Here is a 23517-nt window from a genome sequence, read left to right as displayed (position 1 = left end):
TCACCGACGGCCGCTGACCCACTCACCGGTGGTCGGCAACCGCTTATCGGTGGTCGACAACCGCTCACCGGAGGCCGGCAACCACTCACCGCGCGGCCCCTGCCCAGTTCACCGGCGGCCGCTGACCGGCCGGTTCCCCCGGGGCGGCCGCCGTACCGCCCCCGGGCCCGCTCAGTCCGCGTCCTGCCCGTACCAGGCGCGCAGCTCCTGCTTCATCGACCGCTGGAACGCGATCACCAGCGCCTCCACCACCAGCGGCTGCATATGGGCCGACAGCGACTTCTTCGCCTGCATCCGCTCCGGCCCGCTCCCGGACTCATGATCGCGCTCGGGCCCCCACACCTCGTCCCGGAACAGCCGGCTGAGCTCGCGCGCCGCGGAGCGGGTGTGTTCCAGGACGACCGTGTGGGCGGTGCGTATCGTCTCCAGCTCGATCGGCACCTCCAGCAGCCGCAGCCCCAGATGGAGCGCCTTGGGGTCGATCCGGAACCGCTCCGGGTCGTCGGTGCGCTCCAGCGCGTCCAGTGCGGCCAGCCGGTCGATGTCCTCCTCGGTGAGCTCCCGCCCGGCCCGCCGGTCCAGCTGCTCGCGGGTCGCCTCCTCGGGGGCGTCCGGGCCCCAGGTGGCGACCAGGGCGCGGTGGATCGCCAGATCGTTCTCGCTCAGATCCGGTGGCAATTGGCTCAGATAGCGCTCGATGGCGGACAGGGTCATGCCGTGGCGCTGCAACTGTTCGATCAGTGCGAGCCGGGAGAGGTGCTCGGCGCCGTAGTGGCCGACCCGGCGCGGGCCGATCGCGGGCGGCGGAAGCAGCCCGCGGGTGCTGTAGAAGCGCACGGTGCGCACGGTCACCCCGGCGCGGGCCGCCAGCTCGTCGACGGTGAGGGTGGGTTCCTCGGTGCCGGGGGTGGTCATCGGTCGTGCCTCGCTTCCGCGTCGTCCTGCTCCGCTGTGCTGCTGCCCGATCGGGTTCATCAGTATTGCTGTCGCATCATCGCTGTGAAACCTCCCACCGCCACACGGTGAACACCGGGATCGGTAGGACCTGTTGACGCTCTCTTTACCGATGAATAGCGTGCGACGCCGTTCAGCTGTGTTGGTTTTCTTCCGAATCTGTGAGGTGGGGTCGGATTGAGCTCGGAACGCGGCAGGTATCGAATACGGCGATTGATCGGGGCGGTGCTGGCCATGACCACCGCCGTCGGCCTCGGTCTCACGGCCGCGGACACGGCCGTCGGGAGGTCGCCGGACGCGGGCAAGTTCCCCGCCGATGTGCACACCTACCTCGAGGACCCGGAACGCACCGGCGAGGGCCAGGAGCCCCCGCACACCCGGCTGCGGCCGGACGGGCCCGACCGCGCGCGGTGGGAGCGCAGCCTGGACGGATCCTGGCGGTTCGCCCTGGCCGACCGGCCGGAGGACGCCCCGGGCGGCTTCTGGAAGGCCGGCTACGACGCCTCGGCGTGGCAGCGGGTCCAGGTCCCGCACACCTGGCAGACCGACGACCTCGACCATCCGGTGTTCCGGAACGTACAGAGCGAGATGTCGCCCGACGACCCGCCCAAGGTGCCCCGTGACACCAACCCGACCGGGGCGTACATCAGGGACATCACGGTGCCCCGGGACTGGGACGGGCGGCGGCAGGTGATCCGCTTCGACGGGGTCACCTCCGGCTGGTTCCTGTGGATCAACGGCCACTACGTCGGCTACGACCAGGGCGGCTATGTGCCCGCCGAGTTCGATGTGACCGACTATCTGCGGCCCGGCGCCACCAACCGGATCGCCGTCCAGGCGCACCGCTGGAGCGCGGGATCGTATCTGGAGGACTACGACCAGTGGCGCTACGCGGGCATCTTCCGCTCGGTATCGCTGTACTCCACGCCGACGACCCGGATGGAGGACGCGTACGTCACCACCGACCTCGACGCCTCCTACCGGGACGCCACCCTGCGTACCGAAGTGGACATCGCGCGCACCGGAAGCGACAAGAGCGGCCCCCATCAGGTCACCGGTGTGCTCTACGACCCCAAGGGACGTGAGGTACGGCGGCTGATCGCCGAGGAGAAGGCCGGGAAGGTGGAGCTGACGGGACAGATCGCCAACCCCGCCAAGTGGTCCGACGAGACGCCGAACCTCTATGCGCTGGTGCTCACCCTGCGCGATCCGGAGGGCAAGGCGATCCAGACCGTGCGCCAAAGCGTCGGTTTCCGTGAGGTCGAGGTCAAGAACAAGCAGCTCACGCTCAACGGCAAGCGGATCCTGATCCGCGGCGTCAACCGCGCCGAGACCGACCCGGCCACCGGACGCCATGCCACCCGTGCCCGGATGGAGCAGGACATCCGGCTGATGAAGCGGCTGAACGTCAACGCGATCCGCACCTCGCACTACCCCTCGGACCCGTACCTCTACGAGTTCGCCGACCGCGAGGGCATCCTGATCGACGACGAGATGGAGGTCGAGACCCACAGCCATGAGAACTGCCCGGACGACTGCCTGGCCGAGCGCCCCGAATGGCAGAAGGCGTTCCTCGAGCGCCACCAGGGCATGGTGGAGCGCGACAAGAACCACCCCAGCGTGATCATGTGGGACACCGGGAACGAGGCCGGGCTGGGCAAGGCGCACTACGCGATGGCGGAGTGGACCCGGGCGAACGAGCCCACCCGCCCGCTCTACCACCAGTCCAACAGCCCCGACGGCGACGCCCCCTACGCGGACATCGCGGGTCCCCGCTATCCCACCCCGGCCTCCCTCGAGGCCAAGGCCAAGACCTTCACCAAGCCCATCGTGATGGGCGAGTACGCCCACGCCATGGGCAACAGCCTGGGCAACTTCCGGGAGTTCTGGGAGGTGATGCGCGCCTACCCCAGCGCCCAGGGCGGGTTCATCTGGGACTGGGCCGAGCAGAACATCCGCCGTCCGCTGATCACCACCCCCGACTCCTCCGGCCATGACATCGCCGCCTCCCTGTCCGGCAAGCCCAAGGTGGTCGACGGCTACGGAGGCAAGGGCAAGGCGCTGTATCTGTCCGGTCTTGACGACTTCGTCGAGACCTACCGCGATCCGAAGCTCGACCTCACCGGCACCGCCGTCACCCTCGACGCCCGCGTGAAACCGGCCGAGCCCTGGACCGGGGACTTCACCATCGTCAGCAAGGGCGACCAGTACGTCCTGCGGATGAAGGACGAGGACACCCTCGAATTCACGATCACCAGCGGCGGCAAGCCCCGCACCGTCACGGCCCCCGTGCCCGACGGCTGGACCGGCGCCTGGCACCGGGTCACCGGCACCTACGACGGCGGCGCGCTGCGCCTCTATGCCGACGGTAAGGAGCTCGCCAGGACCGAGTGGAGCGGGCATATCGACTACACCGGCTTCGACCTCGGCGTCGGCCGGAACAACGACACCATGGAGGACGGCTGGACCGGCCGGACCGCCAAGGGCACCATCGACCAGGTCCGGGTCTATGACACGGCACTCGGCGCGGAGCGGCTCGCCGCCGGCCAGGACCCCGAGCGCGACGCCCTGATCGCGCTGAACTTCGACGACTTCACCCGTAAGGGCAGCTATCTCTCCTACGGGCTCTATGAATCCGGTGTGGACGGCCTGGTCACCGCCGACCGCGACCCGGAGCCGGAGACCGCCCAGCTGGCCTGGGCGCAGGCCCCGATCCGCATCACCGACCCGGGCGGCGAGGGCGCCCGCGCCGGCAAGGTGAAGGTCACCAATGAGCGCGCCTTCACCGGCATCGACGACCTCCGGCTGCGCTGGACGGTGACCGAGGGCGCGCGGACCGTCGCGAGCGGCACCCGCGCCCTGGACGTCGGGCCCGGTGAGAGCGCCGTGGTCCAGCTCCCGGCCCCGCCCGCCAACCCCGGTGGCTATGAGCGCCATCTGACCGTACGGGCCGTCACCGCGCACTCCACCGACTGGGCGAAGGCCGGGCATGTGGTCTCCTTCGGCCAGTTCGCGGTCGGCGGCGACAAGGTGCCCGAGCCGGCCCCCGCCCCGGCCGCGGAAAGCCCCGCCAAGGCCGCCGAGAGCGGGGAGGCCGTACAGGTCAGCGGCGAGGGCTTCCGCTACACCTTCGGCAAGAAGGAGGGCACGCTCACCTCGATGCGCGTGGCGGGCCGCGAACTGCTCCGCTCCGGCCCCGAACTGGACGCCTGGCGCGCCCCGATCAGCAATGAGCGCTCCGACTGGGGCACCGCCGAGGGCAAGCGCTGGCGCTCCCTGGGGCTTGACCGGCTGCGCACCACCGTCGACGGGATCGAGGTGACCCCCGGCGACGACGGCACGGTCACCGTCACCGTCCGCTCCACGGCCGCCGCGCCCGATGTGACCGGCGCGTCCTTCGGACAGACCGTGGCCTACCGGGTCGACGGCGCGGGCCAGGTCCGGATCCGGCACCAGGTCGAGGCGCGCGGCGACTTCCGCACCCTGCCCTATCTGCCCAGGATCGGCCTCAAGCTGAAGGTGCCCGAGCGGTACGGAACGTTCCGCTGGTACGGGCGCGGACCGGTGGAGAACCTCAACGACCGTAAGGACGGCACCCCCATGGGCGTCTGGTCCTCCTCGGTCGAGGACCAGTACGTGGAGTATCTGAAGCCCCAGGACCACGGCAACCACGACGATGTGCGCTGGGCGTCCCTCACCGACCGCGGCGGCGCCGGACTGCTGGTCTCCGGCGATCTGGAGGCGGGTGCCAGCGCGTACGACGAACTCGACCGCGCCGCCTACCCGCACTTCCTCAAGCGCAACGACGGCTGGAACACCCTGCACGCCGACCACGCGGTCACCGGCGTGGGCGACACCCCCAACCCGGTGCGCGACCAGTACCGGGTGAAGGCCGACGGCGCCTACGACTACACGCTCACCCTGCGCCCGCTCGACGGCGGCGCGAGCGCGCACACTGGGACAGGAGGGAAGTAGCCGCACCACCGATGGACCCATGAGCACGCAGAGCCCCCGCCACACCGCCGAAGGCCACGATCCGCCCCCTGTGGGCGGCATCCTGTGGGCCGTGGCGGGGGAGCTGCGGAGTGTGCTCGCCCTGCCGGCCGCGATGACCATGCAGGTGGCGCATCCGGCCGTCGGGGCGGGCGTGGACCAGCACTCCGTCTTCCGCACCGACCCCTGGGGGCGCGGGGAGCGGTCGCTGCGGTCGGTGCAGCTGTGGGTGTACGGCGGCGCGCGGGCCGAGACGGAGGGCCACCGGCTGCGCAGGCTCCACGCGTCCATACAGGGCGTGGACGCGCACGGCCGCTCCTACCGGGCGCTGGACCCGCCCGTCTACGCGTGGGTGCACGCCACCGGCTATCCGGTCTATCTGCGCGCCCAGCGCTATCTGGGCACCCGCCCCTTCACCGCGGCCGAGGAGCGGCAGCTGTACGGGGAATGGCTGCGGATCGGGCAGGTGCTGGGCATCGACGAGCACGAGATACCGGGATCCGTCGAGGAGTTCTGGCCCTACTACCGCGCGATGGTGCGGGAACGGCTGGAGCCGACCGTCGTCGCGCGTGAACTGGCCGAGCCCGACGCGGCCGTGCCTCCGCCGGACGCGCTGCCGGTCCGTCTGCTGTGGCCGCTGCTGCGCCCGCTGTTCACCCGCTTCCGCGCGTTCCTCACCGTCGGGCTGATGCCGCCGGACGCGCGGGAGGCGATCGGGCTGGAGTGGACGCGCGGTCAGGAGTGGCGGCTGCGGTGGTTCGGGAGGGCCGCGCGGGTGGTGGTCCCGCTGCTGCCCGAGCGGCTGCGCTATCTGCCCATCGCGCGCGAGGCCCGGCGCCGCGCCCGCGCCGGACGGCCGTGATCAGTGGCTTTCCGCGGCGTGGCAGGTGGTGTGGCGCATGGCGTGTCGCTTGGTGTGGCACAGGTGTGGCGCATGGCTTGGTGCCGCGCGATAGGGACATGACCAGGGGTGATGTCAGGCCCGGAGCCATGATGGCGCCATCGCTGGCACGCGTGGTGCCATAAAGTCTCGACGTGGCGCCAGAGATGTGCCATGATGATGCCATGGACCTCACCCGGTACGTCGACAATCTCCGCCATGAGCTCGCGGTGGCCGCGGACGCGGGCGGCGACGAAGCCCGCGCCCTGGCCGAGCGGCTCACCACACCTCTGGAGTCGGCCGTCCGGCTCACCCTGCTCAACGCCCTGTCCGCCGCCATGGACGAGGTGACCCGTGAGCTCGCGCCCGGCTCGGTCGATGTGCGGCTGCGCGGGCTCGACCCCGAGTTCGTGGTGACACCTCCGCCGCTCGCGGTGGCGTACGAGGAGGCCGAGGAGCCGGAGGAGCTGCCGGGTGGTGCCGCCCTGGCGTCGCCCATACCGCCGGTCCCCGCCGAGGCCGACGAGGGCGGCACGGCGCGCATCAACCTCCGTCTCCCCACCCATCTCAAGACCCGGGTGGAGGAGGCCGCCGGGGCCGAGGGTCTCTCGGTCAACGCCTGGCTGGTCCGGGCCGTCGCCGCCGCGCTCGAGCCCGCCGAGCGGGCCCGCCCGGCCGCGGCCGCTCATGGCCGCCCCAAGGGCCGGCAGAGCTACAAGGGCTGGGTCCGCTGACTCAGCGGCAGTAGCGCACCACCTTCCATCTCACCCGCACGACCAGCGGGAACGCGTACCACAGCCATGAGGACGGGACAGCCATGCCTGCTTTCGACACACCCGAACCGCTCTCCGTAACCCTGGAATTCGACATGGGCGCCGCCCGGATCACCGCCGGAAAGCGCCTGGACACGGTCGTCGAGGTCCGGCCGCACGACCCCGCCGAGGAGGCCGACATCCGGGCCGCCGAGCAGACCAAGGTCAGCTGCTCGGGCGGCACCCTGCTGGTCAAGGGGCCCAAGAAGCGCGGTCTGTTCGGCAAGCCCGGCTCGATCGAGGTGACCATCGAGCTCCCGGCGGGCTCGGACCTCCAGGCCACCTCCCCGCTGGCGGACTTCCTCTGCGAGGGCCGTCTGGGGGACTGCCGGGTCAAGACCTCGCTCGGCGACATCCAGGTCGACGAGGCGGCGGCCGCCCATCTCAGGACCTCGCACGGCGATGTCCGCCTGTCCCGCGCCACGGGAGAGGCCGATGTCGTCGGCTCCGGCCGGGTCGAGATAGGCACGGTCGCGGGCGCGGCCACGGTCAAGAACGGCAACGGGGACACCGTCGTCGGCGAGGTCGTCGGCGAACTGCGGGCCACTTCCTCCAACGGGCTCATCTCCGTCGGCGTCGCCCATGCGGGAGTGGACGCCAAGTCGGCCAACGGCAGCATCCGGATCGACGAGGCGGTGCGCGGGCAGATCGGGCTCCAGGCCGCCACGGGCGATGTCGAAGTCGGCGTCCGCGAGTCCACCGCCGCCTGGCTCGACGTCCACACCCGGTTCGGCACCGTGCACACCTCCCTCGGGCCGGCCGAGGGCCCCGAAGCCTCCGAGGAGACGGTCGAGATCCGCGCCCGCACCGCGTTCGGCGACATCGTGATCCGCCGCGCCTGACGACCCTCCCGCACCCCGATCACGCACCGCCCGAGACAGCCCATGCATGACAGCCCATGACAGCCCATGGAAGAGACAGGACCGCCATGACCGCGTCTTCCACCGCCACCCTTCCGGTGGCGATCACGGCCACCGGACTGACCAAGTCCTACGGTGACAAGCCAGTGCTCAAGGGCATCGACCTGAGCATCCCCGAGGGCACGATCTTCGCCATGCTCGGGCCCAACGGCGCGGGCAAGACCACCACCGTGCAGATCCTCTCCACGCTGATTTCCGCCGACTCCGGCCAGGCCCGGGTCGCGGGCCACGATCTGGTCCGCGACGCCGACGCCGTGCGCGCCGCGATCGGCGTCACCGGGCAGTTCTCGGCCGTGGACAATCTGCTGACCGCGGAGGAGAACCTGCTCCTCATGGCGGATCTGCACCATCTGGACCGCCGAGAGGGGCGGCGGCGCGCCGCCGAACTACTGCGCCGCTTCGATCTCACCGAGGCCGCCCGCAAGCCCGTCGTCACCTTCTCGGGCGGGATGCGCCGCAAGCTCGACCTGGCGATGACCCTGGTCGGCGATCCGCGCATCATCTTCCTCGACGAGCCCACCACCGGACTCGATCCGCGCAGCCGCCGCACCATGTGGGAGATCATCCGCGGCCTGGTCGCCGACGACGGCGTCACCATCTTCCTGACCACGCAGTATCTGGACGAGGCCGATCAACTCGCCGACCGCATCGCCGTCCTGGACCAGGGCACGCTGGTCGCCGAGGGCACCGCGGAGGAGCTGAAGTGCCGGATCCCCGGCGGCCACATCCGGCTCCGGTTCGCCGATACGGCCGGACTCGACGCGGCCACCGACCTCTTCGGCGTCGCCGCACCCGACCGCGAGGCGCTCACCCTCCAGGTCCCCAGCGATGGCGGCGTCCCCACTCTGCGGGCCGTCCTCGCCGTCCTGGACGACGCGTCGATAGAACCCGAGGGGCTGACCGTGCACACCCCCGATCTCGACGACGTCTTCCTCACCCTCACCGGCCACTCCGGCTCCGGCCACTCCGGCTCCGGCCACTCCGGCTCCGGCCACTCCGGCTCCGGCCACTCCGGTTCCGGCGAGCGCGCCGACACCGCCGCGAAGGAGAGCATCCGATGACCGCCCTGTCCTACGCCGCCCGCGACTCGCTGACGATGCTGCGCCGCAATCTGAAGCACGCACAGCGCTATCCCTCCATGACCGCCTCCGTCGTGGCGATGCCCGTGCTGATGCTGCTGCTGTTCAACTACGCCTTCGGCGGGGCCCTCGGCGCCGGAATCGGCGGGATCTCCGGCGGCGCCACCGGCGGCGGGGGAAGCGGTGATCGATATATCGACTATGTCGCGCCCGGCATCATCCTGATGGCCGCGACCTCCGGGTCCCTGGTCACCGCGGTGGGCATCTGCGTCGATATGACCGAGGGCATCGTCAACCGCTTCCGCACCATGGCGATCTCCCGGGCGTCCTTCCTCACCGGGCATGTGGTGGGCAGCGTGATCCAGACGCTGATCAGTATCGCCTTCGTCATCGGCATCGCGCTGCTCATCGGATTCCGGCCGGATGCCACCCCCGTCGAATGGCTCGCGGTCGCCGGTCTGCTCGCCCTGGTCACGCTGGCGCTCACCTGGGTCTCGGCGGCGATCGGCCTGATGGCCAAGACCCCCGAGTCCGCGAGCAACATACCCCTGCCTCTCCAGTTCCTCCCCTTCATGGGCAGCGCCATCGTTCCCACGGAGTCCATGCCCGACGGGCTCCGCTGGTTCGCCGAGTACCAGCCCTTCACCCCGGTCATCGAGACGCTGCGGGGTCTGCTGATGGGCACGGAGATCGGCAACAGCGCCCTCGTCTCCCTCGCCTGGTGCGTCGCCCTGACGGTCGGCGGCTATCTCTGGGCGCGGACGGCCTACCAGCGCTCCGCAAGGCGGTAGGCCGTACGGGACGCCACGGGATGCGGCGGGCCGTACAAGACGCCACGCGAAGCGGCGGGCCGTACGGGACGGCGCCGCCGCGTCGCGGAGGCGCCGGGCCCCGGCCGGGGTGGGGGGACCCGGCCGGGGTCCGGGTGGCTCAGCGTCCGTGGGCGCTGTGGGTGTCCTGGATCCGCTGCCACGACTTCGGCCGCACCGGCGCCTTGGCCGGGCTCAGCTCCGCCGCCCGCGCCTGTGCCGCGGCCGGCTTCGACGGGGTGAACAGCCAGGTTTCGAAGAGCGAGGCCAGCGGCTTGCCCGACACCTTCTCCGCATAGGTCACGAACTCCTTGACGGAGGCGTTCCCGTACCGGTGCTCCGCCGCCCAGCCCTTCAGGATCGCGAAGAAGTCCTTGTCGCCGATGTGGTTCCGCAGCGCCTGGAGGGCCAGCGCGCCCCGGTCGTACACCGCGTCATGGAACTGGTTCTCCGCCCCGGGGTTGCCCGGCTCGACCTTCCAGAAGGGGTCGTCGGCCGGGTAGGAGGCGTAGGTGTAGTCCGCCAGCTCCTGCGCGGTGCCCTCGCCCTCCTTCTCCGACCACAGCCACTGTGCGTAGCTGGCGAAGCCCTCGTTGATCCAGATGTCACGCCAGTCCTTCAGCGAGACGCTGTCGCCGAACCATTGATGGGCCAGCTCATGCACGATCAACGAGGGGTTGGCGCCCTTGGCGAACCCCTTCGGGCTGTAGAACGGCCGGGTCTGGGTCTCCAGTGCGTAGCCCGTGGGCACATTGGGCACATAGCCGCCCAGCGCGTCGAAGGGGTACGGGCCGAAGACCGTGGACTCCCAGTCGACGATCTCCGCCGACCGCTCCACGCTCGCCCGCGCCGCCCCCGCGTTGTCCCCGAGGTCCTTGCTGTAGGCGTTGATCACCGGCAGACCGTTGGCGGTGGTGTCCGTCGTGATGTCGAACTTGCCGACCGCCAGCGTGGCCAGATACGTGGCCTGCGGCTTGTTGGAGCGCCAGACGTAGCGGGTCCAGCCCAGCTTCGAACTGGTCGACTGGAGGGTGCCGTTGCTGATCGCCTGCGTTCCGTCCGGCACGGTCACCGACACGTCGTAGGTGGCCTTGTCCAGCGGGTGATCATTGCTCGGGAACCACCACCACGCCGACTCCGGCTCATTGGCCGCGATCCCGCCGTCCGGGGTGCGCAGCCAGGAGGTGAAACCGTTCGCCACGACCTTCGAGGGCGTACCGCTGTAGCGCACGACCACGGTGAAGGGGCGGCCGGAGGTCAGCGGCGCGGCCGGGGTGATCTCCAGCTCATGGTCTCCGGTCGCCTTGAAGGCGGCCTTCTTCCCGCCCACCAGCACCTCGCTCACATCGAGCGCGAAGTCCAGGTTGAACCGGGACAGATCCTGCCGGGCGTCGGCCACGATCGTCGCCGTGCCCTCCAGCCGGTCCGTCTTCGGCTGGTACCTCAGCCGCAGGTCGTAATGGGAGACGTCATACCCGCCGTTGCCGTACGAGGGGTAGTAGGAGTCCCCGATGCCGGGGGCGCCCGGCGTGGCATCGGCCGCCGATGCCGGGATCGCCAGCAGCAGGCAGGCCGCGGCCGCGCCCGGGACGAGGAGTCTGTGGTGACGCACGAGTCCTCCAACTCGTAGGGGAGAACGATCACTCGTGACCTTATGTACTCCTCACACGCACCTCACGTCCATCACGCCGTTCGACATCCAATCGACATCCGGACGCAATGCGCATCGACTCGGACACGCTCACGACACGTATCGCCCTCTTCTGTACAGGAGTTGACTCGCGCTACCGTCCGCCCGTGCTGCTACAGACGCGGAGATCCCGCATCCCCTGGACCACACTCGTGCTGTCGGCGGTCACCGCGCTGGTCGCCGCCGCCGTATCGCTGCTGCCACCGCTCGGCGCCCCGGCCGCCCACGCCGCTTCCGCCGCTTCCGCCGCGCAGAGCAGATCGGACAGCAAAGCAAAAGGCCCATCAGAGAGCAGACCCGTCTACTCCTACGAGAACGCCATCCGCGAATCCGTATGGGTGGACACCACGATCGACGGCGACGCGGACGGACGGACCGACCGGGTCGCCGTCGACATCGTGCGGCCGCGCGAACCCGCCGCCCAGGGCCGCCGCGTCCCCGTCATCGTGGACGCCAGTCCGTACTACTCCTGCTGCGGGCGCGGCAACGAGAGCCAGACCAAGACCTATGACGCGGCCGGGAATCCGGTCCGGTTCCCGCTCTTCTACGACAACTACTTCGTACCGCGCGGTTATGCCACCGTCCTGGTCGACCTCGCCGGAACCAACCGCTCCGACGGCTGTGTGGACATCGGCGGCCGCTCCGACATCCTCTCCGCCAAGGCCGTGGTCGACTGGCTGAACGGCCGTGGGACCGCGTACCGCACCCGCACCGGCGGGGAGCGGACCACGGCGAGCTGGACCAACGGCGCCACCGGCATGATCGGCAAGAGCTACGACGGCACCATCGCCAACGGGGTCGCCGCCACCGGCGTCAAGGGGCTCAAGACCATCGTGCCCATCGGCGCCATCTCCTCCTGGTACGACTATTACTTCGCCAAGGGCGCCGCGCTCTTCGACTCCGGCCCCGACGGGCTCTCGGACGCCGTCGAGAGCGATGACGCCCACGCCCGCTGCGCCGCCGTACAGAAGCGTCTCGTCGAGGGCGCCCCGCGCAACGGCGACTGGACCGGTCTGTGGACCGACCGCAGTTACGTACCGGACGCGGACAAGGTGCGGGCCAGCGTCTTCGCCGTCCACGGGGCGCAGGACCTCAACGTCCGCACCAAGCACCTCGGCCAGTGGTGGAACGCCCTCGCCGACGCGGGCGTCGAGCGCAAGATCTGGCTCTCGCAGACCGGGCATGTCGACCCGTTCGACTACCGGCGCGGGGAGTGGGTGCGCACCCTGCACCGCTGGTTCGACCACTACCTCCTCGGTATCGACAACGGCATCGAGCGCGAGCCGATGGCCGATGTCGAGCGCGCCCCCGACCAGTGGTCCACCGACCGGGTCTGGCCCCCCTCCGGCACCCGGCAGACCACCCTGCGCCCGCGCGGCGGCGCCACGGCGGGAGTGGGTGTGCTCGGCACGGAGCAGGCCGAGCCCGGCGCCACGGAGACCTTCACCGACGACCCCGCGCTGAGCGAGGCCGACTGGTCCGCGGCGATCGACACCTCGACGCCCGGCAAGGCGGGCTTCACCACCGGTCCGCTCGAGAAGGACCTGCGGCTGTCCGGCTCCGGCACGGTCACCGTCACCGCCACGCCCTCCACCACCAGCGCCCATCTCTCCGCGGTCCTGGTCGACCTCGGCCCGGCCACCATCCGCGACTACACGGCGGCGGGCGAGGGGATCACCACCCTCGACCGGCGCACCTGCTGGGGCAGCAGCACGGAGGGCGACAGCGCCTGCTTCAAGGAGACCGCCGCCGACAAGGAGGACGTGGACTACACGGTCTTCAGCCGGGGCTGGGCCGACCTCGGTCACTTCGCGGACGACGGCAAGGGCCGCCCGCTGACCCCGGGCAAGGCGTACACCATCACCCTCGACCTCGCGGCGACCGACCATGTGGTCCCGGCCGGTCACCGCCTCGGTCTGATCATCGCCGGTACGGACGCGGGCCTCATCGAACCGCCGTCCACCACCCCGCGGCTGACCCTGGACCTGCCCCGCACCTCGGCCCGTCTGCCGCTGGTCGGCGGTGCCCCGAAGGCCGCGGCCGCCCCCTCCCGCACGGCGGCCGCACCGCCCCTGAAGGGCGTACGGGCCCCGCACCACCGGACCCCGCTCCCGTCCATGTCCACCCACGACTGAACCCGCGCCGGTGGGTCCCCGCCGCCGAGCGGGGGCCCACCGGCGGCGGGCCCGGCAGGACGCCAGCACCGATATCGCCCCCGTATCCCCTCACCCCAGGAGGTCCTTCGTGTTCTCGCGGTCACCCCTCATCCGCAGCGCCGCTTGCGGTGCGATCGGTGCGCTGCTGACCGGGTCGTCCCTCAGCGCCCCCGCGCGGGCCGAACAACGCCCGCCGCGTACGGGGTTCGAGATCAGCCATGGCGCACGGTGGACCAGCCAGGCCGAGGAGGCGGACTTCCTCACGGCCGTCGACAAGGCCGCCCCGCGCGTCGCCGTCGACCGGATCGGCGCCACCGCGCAGGGGCGGCCGCTGCGGCTGGTGCGGATCGGCGCACCGGCCGCGCCCGCCGATCCGGCCCGGGCGGCGCGCGGCAACGTCCTGCTGCTGATCTGCTCCCAGCACGGCGACGAGCCCTCCGGCCGCGAAGCATGTCTGTCCACCATCCGCGACCTCGCCTACGCCAAGGACAACCGGACGCGGCGCTTCCTGGAGCGCACCCAGGTGCTCGTGGTCCCGACCGCCAACCCCGACGGCCGCGCCGCCGACACCCGCGGCAACTCCGACGGTGTGGACATCAACCGCGACCACATCGCGCTCTCCACCGCCGAGTCCCGCGCGATGGCGGGCGTCATCCGCGACTGGCGCCCGGACACCGTCCACGACCTGCACGAGTACGGGGCGACCGCCCCGTACTACGTGAAGGACCTGCTGGCGCTGTGGCCGCGCAACCTCAACACCGACGGCCCGGTGCACCGGGAGGCGCGGACCCTGTCGGACGCCTATGTGCGCCCGAGCGTCGAGGCCGCGGGCCACACCACCGGCGTCTACGGCATCTGGACCGACCCCGAGACCGGCGAGCCGGTCAAGCAGGTGGCGGGCGACGGCCAGGAGCGGATCCTGCGCAACACCGCGGGCGTCAAGCACTCCATCGGGCTGCTGGCCGAGACCCGGGTCGACCCGCTCACCGACGCCGAGAAGGCCGACCCCGCCCTCAACAACCGCCGCCGGGTGAGCTCCCATCTGGCGGCCCTGAACGGCACCTTCGACTTCATCAGCCGGCGGCGCGCCAGGATCGAGGCGGCCACGACGGCGGCGCGGCTGGCCGGCTACGCGGACCGGGGCCCGGTCTACCTCGGCGGCGCCGACAACGAACCGCCGGAGGAGGACACGGTCCTCGAGGATCCGCCGTGCGGCTACCGGCTGGACGCCGAGAGCTACGGCGCGGTGCGGGACGAGCTGGCCCTGCACGGGGTGACGGCGCGGCCCGTCAAGCGCGATGGAAGCGCCTTCGTACCGCTGCGCCAGTCGGCCCGCGCGCTGGTGCCGCTGCTGCTGGACGGCCGCGCCGCGTACCACCTCACAGAGGGGCAGCCGGTGGACGCGTGCTGACCTGACGTGCTGAGGGTGCTGACCTGACGCCCTGACGGCGCTGAACTGACGCCCTGACGGCGCTGAACTGACGCCCTGACGGCGCACGAAAACACCGGCCCCGCGGCCGGTGGCATGCATCCTGGAGTCCTGGGTAGCCGGAAATCCGTCAGATAAACCCTCAGTGAAAGGTCTTTTGCGTGCCGCAGACAGGTACAACCACGGGGGACGTCGGCGGCGATCCTCCGGTGACCGTGGATCTCCCCGGCTCCGACCACGCCGGGCCCCATCGGACTCCCCGGACGGACCGCGTGGTCTTCGGCGTCTCCGCCGCGCTCACGCTGGCCTTCGTCGTCTGGGGGTCCGTGGCCACCGACACCCTGGAGAGCGTCTCGAACAGCATGCTCTCCGGGCTGATCCACAACGGTGGATGGGCCTTCGTCCTGGCCGCGTCGGGATTCGTGATATTCGCCCTCTGGCTGGCCATGAGCCGCTACGGCAAGATCACCCTCGGAAGGGAGGGCGAGGAACCCGAATTCCGCACCGTCTCATGGGTCGCGATGATGTTCAGCGCGGGCATGGGCATCGGTTTGATGTTCTACGGCGTGAGCGAGCCGCTGTCGCACTTCATGACCCCACCGCCCGGGACCGACCCCGGCACCGCGGCCGAGAAGATGCAGACCGCGATGTCCACCACGCTCTTCCACTGGACGCTGCACCCCTGGGCCATCTACGCGGTCGTCGGCCTGGCCATCGCGTACAGCACCTTCCGCCGCGGCCGCCGACAGACCATCAGCGCGGTCTTCACGCCCCTGATCGGCTCCAAGAACGCCAACGGCTGGGGCGGCCGGGTCATCGACATCCTGGCCATCTTCGCCACCCTCTTCGGCTCCGCCGCCTCGCTCGGCCTCGGCGCGTTGCAGATCGGCAGCGGTATCGAGGTGCTGGGCTGGAAGAGCGACGTGGGCACCGGGCTGCTGGTCACCGTCATCGCGGTCCTTACCGTCGCCTTCATCGCGTCCGCCGTCTCGGGTGTCGCCAAGGGCATCCAGTGGCTGTCCAACATCAATATGGTGCTGGCGCTCTTCCTCGCGGTCTTCGTCTTCGTGGCGGGCCCGACCATCATCATCCTCGATCTGCTGCCGACCTCGATCGGCTCGTACATCGGCGATCTGCCGCAGCTGGTGGGCCGCACCGAGGCCACCGGTGGCAAGTCGGTCGCGGACTGGCTGAGCAGCTGGACGGTCTTCTACTGGGCCTGGTGGATCTCCTGGACGCCGTTCGTGGGCATGTTCATCGCCCGGATCAGCCGTGGCCGCACCATCCGGCAGTTCGTGGGCGGCGTGATCCTGGTCCCGAGCACCGTGAGCCTGATCTGGTTCGCCATCTTCGGCGGTTCGTCGATGAAGCTTCAGGCCGCGGGGCGGCTGGGGAAGGAATCCACCCCCGAGGGACAGCTGTTCGGGGTGCTGGAGCAGTACCCGATCGCCGGCGTGATGAGCGTGCTGGTGATGATCCTCGTCGGCATCTTCTTCGTCTCCGGCGCGGACGCCGCGTCCATCGTGATGGGCACGCTCTCGCAGAAGGGCGCCTTCGAGCCGACCCGCTTCGTGGTGGTCTTCTGGGGCGTGGTCACGGGCGCGGTGGCGGCCGTCATGCTGTTGATAGGCGGCGGTGGGGGAGACGCCCTCACCGGGTTGCAGAACCTGACGATCCTGGTGGCGGCGCCCTTCACACTGGTGATGGTGGGGCTGTGCTGGGCCCTGCTGAAGGATCTGCGCCGCGATCCGCTGATCGTCCGGGGCGAGAAGGGCGAGGAGGCCGTCGAGATGGCGGTCATCGCCGGCCATGAGAAGTACGCGGGCGAGTTCGAGATCCGCATCGGCCCGGTGACCCCGTCCGACACCGACTCCCCGTCGGCTGCCGATTCCCCGGCCGATTCCCCGTCGGAGAACCAGGACGGCGCGGCCGGGCCGGACGATCACACCGCCGCGGCCAAGACCCGCTAAGCGCTCCGCGGGAAGTGCCGCGAAATGCCGTCGTGCGTCTGCGGCCGCATCGTGGCTGGTCGCGCCCACGCGGCGGAGCCGCACATCGACACAGCCCCGCGCCCCTTCGGGGCGCTGCCCGAACCGTAGCGGACTTCCTCCGACCTGCTGAGGCGTACCGGCCGCCGCTTTCGGGCGCGGCCGTGCCCTGCCGCCCGGACCCACCGGTCCGGGCGGCGCACCGTCGGTTACCCCCTGATACCACCTCGAAGCGGGAATACTTGGGGCATGACCTCCGAGTACGTGACCTTCGGGCTGGCCCCGGCGATGCGCGCGGGCGGTGTGCTGGCCGACGGCGCGTACCAAACCCACCGCGACTTCCTGGACTTCGTGGTGGACGGCAGGCCCCTGCTGGCGCGCCTGGCCGACCTCGACGCGGTCTCACCGCTCGCCGCCGACATCGGGCCCTCCGCCCTCGCCGAACAGGTGCGGAGGCTGCTGCTGGAGACGGAGCCGGCGCCGGAGGGGAGCCGGTTCGTCCTCTACGGCTGTCCGGAGTGCGAGGGTCCGGAATGCGGGGCCGTCACCGCCGTCATCGAGCGGGACGGCCCCGACGTCGTCTGGCGTGACTTCGTCCGGCAGACCGGCGGGACCCCGGACATCGAGCGCGACGGCTACCACGACCTCGGCCCTTACCGCTTCCACGGCGAGCAGTACCGCACCGCGCTGAAGGGGCTGCTGACCGCCGACGGCGCGCTCGCGCCCGCGATCCCGAACGGCCCCAGGGCGCTGCTGATCGGGCCGCGCGCCGCCGTCCTCGCCAAGCTGGCCGCCGCGCTGCGCCGCATCGGCATCGGCGCCGAGATCACCCTGGACGCGGCGGGCGCCCACGCGGATGAGCTGCGCAAGTACGGTGCGGTGGTCTTCGGCCGGACGGTGGGTCAGGACGAGCGTGACGCGGTCCGGGACGCCTTCGCGGCGGCGCGCTCCGACGCGGTGTGCGTCACCGCGCTCGCCCCGATCGTCCCCCTGCTCGTCGCCCAGGTCGTACAGGCCCTGGACCGCACCCCTCACGACCGCCGCCGCCTCCTCGGGCTGACGACGGTGGCGGGCGGGGCCGAGGCGGTGGTCGAGGCCGCGGCCACGTGCCGGGTGGCGCTCGCGGCCCACCGCCTGAACCGGCTGTCCCGGCCCCATGCGCGCGAACTCTTCGACGCCGTCCTGGACCCGGGCACCCACCACATTCCCCTGGACCCCCGCGCGCTGCGCGGCCGCTCCTATCTGGTGGCCCGCACCAACGAGGCCGTCCGGGTCACACCCGTGGAACGGTAACGGCGGCCGTCGGCCCGCCCCCGCGCGGCCTCGCCGTCATGGCGGCGCGGAACAGGGGCGGAACCGTTCTCAGAGGGCTACCGCTTCTTCGGGTCCAGCAGGCCCGCCCTCCGCAGGGCGTCGGCCATCGCGCCGTTCACCGGGGCCGCGTCGCGGCCGCCGCCACCACGCTGGCCGCCACGGCTGCCGCCCTGGCGCTGCTGGGGCGCTCCGCGACGGCCCCCGCCGCGCTGGCCGCGGCCCTCGTCGGAGCGGTTGCGGTCACGGCCGCCGCCGGACGGGGCGCCCGCCTCGTCGTCGAGCCGGAGCGTCAGCGAGATCCGCTTGCGCGGGATGTCGACGTCCAGGACCTTCACCCGGACGATGTCACCGGGCTTGACCACGTCCCGCGGGTCCTTGACGAACGTCTTGGACATCGCGGAGACGTGCACCAGACCGTCCTGGTGCACACCGACGTCCACGAACGCGCCGAACGCCGCCACATTCGTGACGACGCCCTCCAGGATCATCCCGGCCGACAGGTCGCCGATCTTCTCGACGCCCTCCTTGAAGGTCGCCGTCTTGAAGGCGGGACGCGGGTCCCGGCCCGGCTTCTCCAACTCCTTGAGGATGTCGGTGACGGTCGGCAGACCGAAGGCGTCGTCCACGAACTCGTTCGGCCGCAGACCGCGCAGCACCGAGGTGTTGCCGATGAGGGTGGTCACGTCGCCGCCCGCCGTGGCGGCCATCCGCCGCACCACCGGATACGCCTCGGGGTGCACGCTCGACCCGTCCAACGGGTCGTCGCCGCCGCGGATGCGCAGGAAGCCCGCACACTGCTCATACGCCTTGGGGCCGAGCCGGGCCACGTCCTTGAGCGCCTTACGGTTGCGGAACGGGCCGTTGGTGTCGCGGTGGGAGACGATGTTCTCCGCGAGGCCGGTGCCGATGCCCGAGACCCGGCTGAGCAGCGGGGCGGAGGCCGTGTTGACGTCCACCCCGACACCGTTCACACAGTCCTCGACGACCGCGTCGAGCGAGCGGGAGAGCTTCACCTCGGAGAGGTCGTGCTGGTACTGGCCGACGCCGATCGACTTGGGATCGATCTTGACCAGCTCGGCCAGCGGGTCCTGGAGCCGCCGCGCGATGGAGACGGCGCCGCGCAGCGAGACATCGAGCTCCGGCAGCTCCTGCGAGGCGAAGGCGGATGCCGAGTACACGGAGGCGCCGGCCTCCGAGACCATCACCTTGGTGAGCTTCAGCTCGGGGTGCTTGCCGCACAGGTCGCCCGCCAGCTTGTCGGTCTCGCGGGACGCCGTGCCGTTGCCGATCGCGATGAGCTCCACCTTGTGCTCACGCGCCAGCGCGGCCAGCTTGGCGAGGGCCTCGTCCCACTGGTTGCGGGGGACGTGGGGGTAGATCGTGTCCGTGGCCGCCACCTTGCCGGTCGCGTCGACCACGGCCACCTTCACGCCCGTACGGAAGCCGGGGTCGAGGCCCATCGTGGCGCGTGTCCCGGCCGGGGCGGCGAGCAGCAGATCGCGGAGGTTGGCGGCGAAGACCCGGACGGCCTCGTCCTCGGCGGCCTGGCGCAGCCGCAGCCGCAGATCGATGCCGAGGTGGACCAGGACGCGGGTGCGCCAGGCCCAGCGCACCGTGTCGGCCAGCCACTTGTCGGCGGGGCGGCCGCGGTCCGCGATGCCGAAGCGCTGGGCGATGGAGCGCTCGTAGGAGGTGGGGCCGGTCTCCTCGGAGGGCTCCTCCGGCTCCAGGGTGAGGTCGAGGACCTCCTCCTTCTCACCGCGGAACATCGCCAGCACCCGGTGCGAGGGGAGCTCGGTGAACGGCTCGGCGAAGTCGAAGTAGTCGGCGAACTTGGCGCCCTCCTCCTCCTTGCCCTCGCGCACCTTGGTGGCCACCCGGCCGCGCTCCCACATGCGCTCACGCAGCTCGCCGATGAGGTCCGCGTCCTCGCTGAACCGCTCGGTGAGGATGGCCCGCGCGCCCTCCAGCGCGGCGGCGGCGTCCGCGACGCCCTTCTCGGCGTCCACGAAGGCCGCCGCGGCGGCCGTGGGCTCCACCGTCGGGTCGCCCAGCAGCCCTTCGGCGAGCGGCTCGAGCCCGGCCTCGCGGGCGATCTGCGCCTTCGTGCGCCGCTTGGGCTTGTAGGGGAGGTAGATGTCCTCCAGCCGGGCCTTGGAGTCCGCGGCGAGGATCTGCGCCTCCAGGGCCTCGTCCAGCTTGCCCTGGGAGCGGATCGAGTCGAGGATCGCGGTGCGCCGCTCCTCCAGCTCCCGCAAATAGCGCAGCCGCTCCTCCAGGGAGCGCAGCTGCGCGTCGTCGAGCATCTCCGTCGCTTCCTTGCGGTAGCGCGCGATGAACGGCACGGTAGAGCCGCCGTCGAGCAGCTCGACGGCGGCTTTGACCTGCCGTTCCCGTACGCCGAGTTCCTCGGCGATCCTGCCTTCGATGGACGTCGTCACGATCACGCTCCGCTTTCGGTCTGCACTGCTCCTGCATTGTGGCAGGTGGCACTGACGAAGCGGTCGCGGCCGACGCTTTCGGCGGGCCGGGGAGGCCCGGGTACGGGCCGGGCGGACACCGGTATCAGCCGGAAACGGTCATCACACCCGCCTGCGGCGCGGTCCGCTCGCCGCGTCGGAGACACCGCCGAAAAGGCGGGCCACAGCGCGGAAGGGAAGCGTCACCACGGTCGCGATGGCGGCACCGATGGCACGGAGCACGTCGGCGATGGCACGGAACACGGGATACCTCCTGTCGGTCGGTGGCGGCTCGGCGGTGGCCGCCGGGCGCCGTTCGCTACGCGGCGCACGGGCTGTTGCCGGCGTACGCGGCGCGCGGTGTGGGCGCCCGGTTGTCAGACGGCCGATCGCGCACGACAAGCGGGTATCCCGATGTGCCCCTGCCAAACGCGACCCACGGCGGGGCCGCCGATCGGGGCCCTGTACCGGGGCCCCCACGCCCGGCCTTGGCTGGGGCGCGCCCGGCGCCCGGCCTCGGCTGGGGTCCGCGTCGGGCCGACAGCGGGCTCCCGCGTCGGGCCGGTGCAGGGGCCGGGCCGCCGCCCTGTGGGTGCGCCGGGACTGAGGTGCGGTGGCCGCTCAGCCGGGGGTGCCGCTGGGCCGGAGCGGCCGCGCGGCGCGCCATACCCGTGGGGCTGACCGGAGGTGAAGGTGCGTCGCACCCGCGGCCCGGCCGTCCCGCGGCGGGCATCGGCGGCGGCCCCGGGACGCGTGGACCTACGCGGTGCCCGGCGGACCACGCGGCGGAGCCGCATATCGATGCTTTCCCCTGCCCGCCCCTTCCCGCAGTATCGATCTGCGGCTCCGCCGTGTGGCAGGGGCTTCGCCCCTGGACCCCGGGGTCTGGGGCGCAGCCCCCCCACGCGGCGGAGCCGCATATCGTCAGGTGCCGGGAAGGGGCGGGGAGGGGAACGGCCCGCCGCAGGCGGCAAGCTCCGTCGGACACTCTCCAGGGGCGCGGCCCCGGGGCGGGCGATCCAGGGGCGCGGTCCCGACAGGCGGGCCCGGGGGGCCGTCCGTCAGTTCTTGCTGCGGAGGTCGGCCGGGAAGGCGCCGTTTTCGCGGGCGGTTGTGGAGAAGGCGGTGGCGAGCTCGGTGAGCCGGGACACGCCCTCGGCGCCGAGGTGCTCGTACGGTGCCGCGTCCAGGCGGTCGGTCTCGGCCTCCAGGTCCCGGCGCAGCCGCTCACCGGCCTCCGTCAGCTCGTTGTCGGCGGTGAGCAGGCCGCGGTCGCGCAGCCGCTGGCGGCCCGCCTCCCACTCCTCGGCGCTGTAGCCGCGCGTGCGCAGGATCCACTTGGTGGACATGCCCTGACCGGTCGCGGTGTGGGAGGCCAGCGCCTCGACCGCGTCGAGCCCGGCGCCGACCAGGGTCATCAGATGGGCGTCACCGCGGTGTTCGCGCAGCAGCGTGGCGGCGTGCCACAGCGCCAGGTGCGGGGCGTCCGGGACGGGCAGATCGGCGTGGGCGGCGTACAGCGGGCGCGCCAGGCGCGAGCACGCCTCCGTGGCGCGCAGGGCCAGCTCCGCGGCCTCGGCCAGCTCCTTGGAGGCGATGACCTCCTCGCCCAGCACCCGCCGCAGCACCGAGTCGGCGGCTCGCAGCCGGGCCTCCAGCGCGACCTCGGGGGAGACCACGTCCCATGCGGCCGGGATGTGGCGGGCGACCAGCTCGTGGCTGAAGTTGAAGAAGGTCGCGGTGACGGTGCCCGCGCCCACCCGTCCCAGGGGCGCCGCGCGGCCGACGAAGTACGCGGCCGCGCCGTCCTTCAGCCCCAGCTCGGCGAGTTCCTCGCCGAAGTCGGGGGAGAAGTAGATGGCGGAGTGGAGGGGGTTGATGACGCTGTAACAGCGCCGGGCGGCAAGCTCGGGAAGTGTGGTCATGGGCGCACGCTACCGACTGGTAGTCACCCCCGGTAGCCCGGGTCTCACCAGTCTTGATCGGTCCCGCCGGATCCGGCCACTCCTTGACCGCCGTGACGCCCTTACGGATCCCATGAACCCGCCCGGCCCGGGCGCGTCCCGCCGTGGTCATCCGGTCGGCGGGGTCCAGCGGAACCGTGGCGGGCGGCGCTCGAAGAAGGCCGCGATGCCCTCGGCGGCCTCCTTGCTGTCCCCCACCTGCTCCTGCCAGTACGCGACCCTGTCCGGCGCGACGGGCCCGGCCGCGAACTCCTTGGCCGCGGCCTGGGTGAGCTGCGACCGGGAGACCAGCACCCGCGTGAACTCCGCCACCCGCTTGTCGAGTCCGCCCGCCGGCAGCACCTCGTCCACCAGACCGGTGCGCAGCGCCCGCTCGGTGTCGATCAGCTCGCCCGAGAACAGCAGGAACTTGGCGGTGGCCGGTCCCACCAGCTCGACCAGCCGGCGGGTCGAGCCGGGGGCGTAGACGATCCCCAGCTTGGCCGGGGTGATCCCGAACTGGGCGCCCTCCTCGGCGAACCGCAGATCGCAGGCGGCCGCGAGCTGACAGCCGCCGCCCACGCAGTAGCCGCGCACCGCGGCCAGGGTCGGCTTGGGGAAGGCGGCCAGCGCCTCCTCGGCGGGCAGCGCGATCCCGGTGGTCTCCTCGTACGTGGCGCTCAGCGAGCCGATGTCGGCGCCCGCGCAGAAGGTGTCGCCGTCGCCGGTGAGCACCAGCGCCCGTACGGCGGGGTCGGCGGCGAGCCGGGTCAGCAGCGGGGGCAGCGCCCGCCACATCCCGGGGGTCATCGCGTTGCGCTTGGCGGGGTGGCGGATGACGACGGTCGCTATGCCGTCGGCGACCTCGTGCTCCAGGGAGGGCTCCATGTGGCGGATCGTATCCGGGCCGCTCGTATCCGGGCCGCTCGTGTCCGGGCCGCTCGTGTCCGGGCCGCTCGTGTCCGGGCCGCTCGTGCCCGGCCGCGCGGCGGCCCCTGCGGCCCCCGGGCCGGGCCCGGCCGTTCGAGCCGGTCACGGCTGAGTCAAGGCTCGGAATCCACAGAGTCAATGCACGGAATCCACGCGAGCAG

At 71.7% G+C, this 23517-nt stretch carries 16 protein-coding genes; 10 read left to right on the top strand and 6 right to left on the bottom strand.

Features of this window, described 5'->3' with window-relative positions; all coding sequences use genetic code 11:
- Window positions 1-171 precede the first annotated feature (171 nt).
- Window positions 172-915 carry a MerR family transcriptional regulator gene (locus KHP12_RS14060; protein ID WP_086882564.1) on the bottom strand — a complete coding sequence of 248 codons (744 nt, stop codon included), beginning with the start codon at window positions 913-915 and terminating at the stop codon, window positions 172-174.
- A 273-nt stretch (window positions 916-1188) separates the two neighbouring features.
- Between KHP12_RS14060 and KHP12_RS14055 the strand changes: the two genes are divergently transcribed.
- The 6 genes from KHP12_RS14055 (at window position 1189) to KHP12_RS14030 (ending at window position 9429) form a co-directional block, all read left to right on the top strand.
- Window positions 1189-4929, top strand: a complete 3741-nt coding sequence (locus KHP12_RS14055; protein ID WP_086882573.1) for a glycoside hydrolase family 2 TIM barrel-domain containing protein — start codon at window positions 1189-1191, stop codon at window positions 4927-4929.
- 19 nt (window positions 4930-4948) lie between these two features.
- A complete protein-coding gene (locus KHP12_RS14050; protein WP_086882563.1) occupies window positions 4949-5809 on the top strand; it encodes an oxygenase MpaB family protein in 861 nt (286 codons plus the stop codon).
- 203 nt (window positions 5810-6012) lie between these two features.
- Window positions 6013-6561, top strand: coding sequence for a hypothetical protein (locus tag KHP12_RS14045; RefSeq protein WP_037962251.1), 549 nt, complete (start codon window positions 6013-6015; stop codon window positions 6559-6561).
- 83 nt (window positions 6562-6644) lie between these two features.
- Window positions 6645-7481, top strand: a complete 837-nt coding sequence (locus tag KHP12_RS14040) for a DUF4097 family beta strand repeat-containing protein (RefSeq protein WP_086882562.1) — start codon at window positions 6645-6647, stop codon at window positions 7479-7481.
- Between the two features lie 86 nt (window positions 7482-7567).
- Complete coding sequence (locus KHP12_RS14035) at window positions 7568-8620, top strand: ATP-binding cassette domain-containing protein (protein WP_211833006.1); 1053 nt, start codon at window positions 7568-7570, stop codon at window positions 8618-8620.
- Complete coding sequence (locus KHP12_RS14030) at window positions 8617-9429, top strand: ABC transporter permease (protein WP_086882560.1); 813 nt, start codon at window positions 8617-8619, stop codon at window positions 9427-9429. The genes KHP12_RS14035 and KHP12_RS14030 overlap by 4 nt, the downstream gene beginning before the upstream one ends.
- A gap of 139 nt (window positions 9430-9568) precedes the next feature.
- Here KHP12_RS14030 and KHP12_RS14025 read toward each other — a convergent pair whose 3' ends face one another.
- Entirely contained in the window at window positions 9569-11059 is a 1491-nt protein-coding gene (locus KHP12_RS14025; RefSeq protein ID WP_086882559.1) for a M1 family metallopeptidase, read from the bottom strand.
- 185 nt (window positions 11060-11244) lie between these two features.
- Here KHP12_RS14025 and KHP12_RS14020 point away from each other — a divergent pair, with 185 nt between their 5' ends.
- From KHP12_RS14020 to KHP12_RS14005, 4 genes are all read left to right on the top strand, one after another.
- Window positions 11245-13272, top strand: coding sequence for a Xaa-Pro dipeptidyl-peptidase (locus tag KHP12_RS14020; protein ID WP_244202900.1), 2028 nt, complete (start codon window positions 11245-11247; stop codon window positions 13270-13272).
- A 109-nt stretch (window positions 13273-13381) separates the two neighbouring features.
- Window positions 13382-14704, top strand: a complete 1323-nt coding sequence (locus tag KHP12_RS14015) for a M14 family metallopeptidase (RefSeq protein WP_211833005.1) — start codon at window positions 13382-13384, stop codon at window positions 14702-14704.
- A gap of 227 nt (window positions 14705-14931) precedes the next feature.
- Window positions 14932-16692 carry a BCCT family transporter gene (locus KHP12_RS14010; protein ID WP_244202901.1) on the top strand — a complete coding sequence of 587 codons (1761 nt, stop codon included), beginning with the start codon at window positions 14932-14934 and terminating at the stop codon, window positions 16690-16692.
- 267 nt (window positions 16693-16959) lie between these two features.
- Window positions 16960-18003: an oxidoreductase gene (locus KHP12_RS14005; RefSeq protein ID WP_086882558.1), complete on the top strand. Its 1044-nt coding sequence runs from the start codon at window positions 16960-16962 to the stop codon at window positions 18001-18003.
- Window positions 18004-18080: 77 nt separating this feature from the next.
- On the opposite strand, the gene KHP12_RS14000 is transcribed toward KHP12_RS14005, so the two are convergent.
- The 4 genes from KHP12_RS14000 to KHP12_RS13985 all read right to left on the bottom strand — a co-directional run bounded on the left by KHP12_RS14000 (window position 18081) and on the right by KHP12_RS13985 (window position 23314).
- On the bottom strand, window positions 18081-20465 hold the full coding sequence (locus KHP12_RS14000) for a Tex family protein (protein WP_086882570.1): 2385 nt from the start codon (window positions 20463-20465) through the stop codon (window positions 18081-18083).
- A 141-nt stretch (window positions 20466-20606) separates the two neighbouring features.
- Window positions 20607-20747 (bottom strand): LPFR motif small protein, encoded by a 141-nt coding sequence (locus tag KHP12_RS13995; RefSeq protein ID WP_020867265.1) that lies wholly within the window; start codon window positions 20745-20747, stop codon window positions 20607-20609.
- A gap of 797 nt (window positions 20748-21544) precedes the next feature.
- Window positions 21545-22408, bottom strand: a complete 864-nt coding sequence (locus tag KHP12_RS13990) for an SCO6745 family protein (protein ID WP_086882556.1) — start codon at window positions 22406-22408, stop codon at window positions 21545-21547.
- A gap of 147 nt (window positions 22409-22555) precedes the next feature.
- Window positions 22556-23314, bottom strand: coding sequence for an enoyl-CoA hydratase/isomerase family protein (locus KHP12_RS13985; protein ID WP_086882555.1), 759 nt, complete (start codon window positions 23312-23314; stop codon window positions 22556-22558).
- Window positions 23315-23517: the final 203 nt, after the last annotated feature.

It is taken from the genome of Streptomyces asiaticus (assembly GCF_018138715.1).
Lineage (GTDB): Bacteria > Actinomycetota > Actinomycetes > Streptomycetales > Streptomycetaceae > Streptomyces > Streptomyces asiaticus.
Note: the sequence above shows the minus strand (reverse complement) of the source record. Positions and strands in the feature narration are given on the sequence as shown.

What these genes read in the sequence shown, in the direction of transcription:
- KHP12_RS13985 (WP_086882555.1), bottom strand. Translation starts at nt 23,314, where the DNA reads ATGGAGCCCTCCCTGGAGCACGAGGTCGCCGACGGCATAGCGACCGTC.
- KHP12_RS14040 (WP_086882562.1), top strand. Translation starts at nt 6,645, where the DNA reads ATGCCTGCTTTCGACACACCCGAACCGCTCTCCGTAACCCTGGAATTC.
- KHP12_RS14045 (WP_037962251.1), top strand. Translation starts at nt 6,013, where the DNA reads ATGGACCTCACCCGGTACGTCGACAATCTCCGCCATGAGCTCGCGGTG.
- KHP12_RS13990 (WP_086882556.1), bottom strand. Translation starts at nt 22,408, where the DNA reads ATGACCACACTTCCCGAGCTTGCCGCCCGGCGCTGTTACAGCGTCATC.
- KHP12_RS14050 (WP_086882563.1), top strand. Translation starts at nt 4,949, where the DNA reads ATGAGCACGCAGAGCCCCCGCCACACCGCCGAAGGCCACGATCCGCCC.
- KHP12_RS14005 (WP_086882558.1), top strand. Translation starts at nt 16,960, where the DNA reads ATGACCTCCGAGTACGTGACCTTCGGGCTGGCCCCGGCGATGCGCGCG.
- KHP12_RS14060 (WP_086882564.1), bottom strand. Translation starts at nt 915, where the DNA reads ATGACCACCCCCGGCACCGAGGAACCCACCCTCACCGTCGACGAGCTG.
- KHP12_RS14030 (WP_086882560.1), top strand. Translation starts at nt 8,617, where the DNA reads ATGACCGCCCTGTCCTACGCCGCCCGCGACTCGCTGACGATGCTGCGC.
- KHP12_RS14035 (WP_211833006.1), top strand. Translation starts at nt 7,568, where the DNA reads ATGACCGCGTCTTCCACCGCCACCCTTCCGGTGGCGATCACGGCCACC.
- KHP12_RS14055 (WP_086882573.1), top strand. Translation starts at nt 1,189, where the DNA reads ATGACCACCGCCGTCGGCCTCGGTCTCACGGCCGCGGACACGGCCGTC.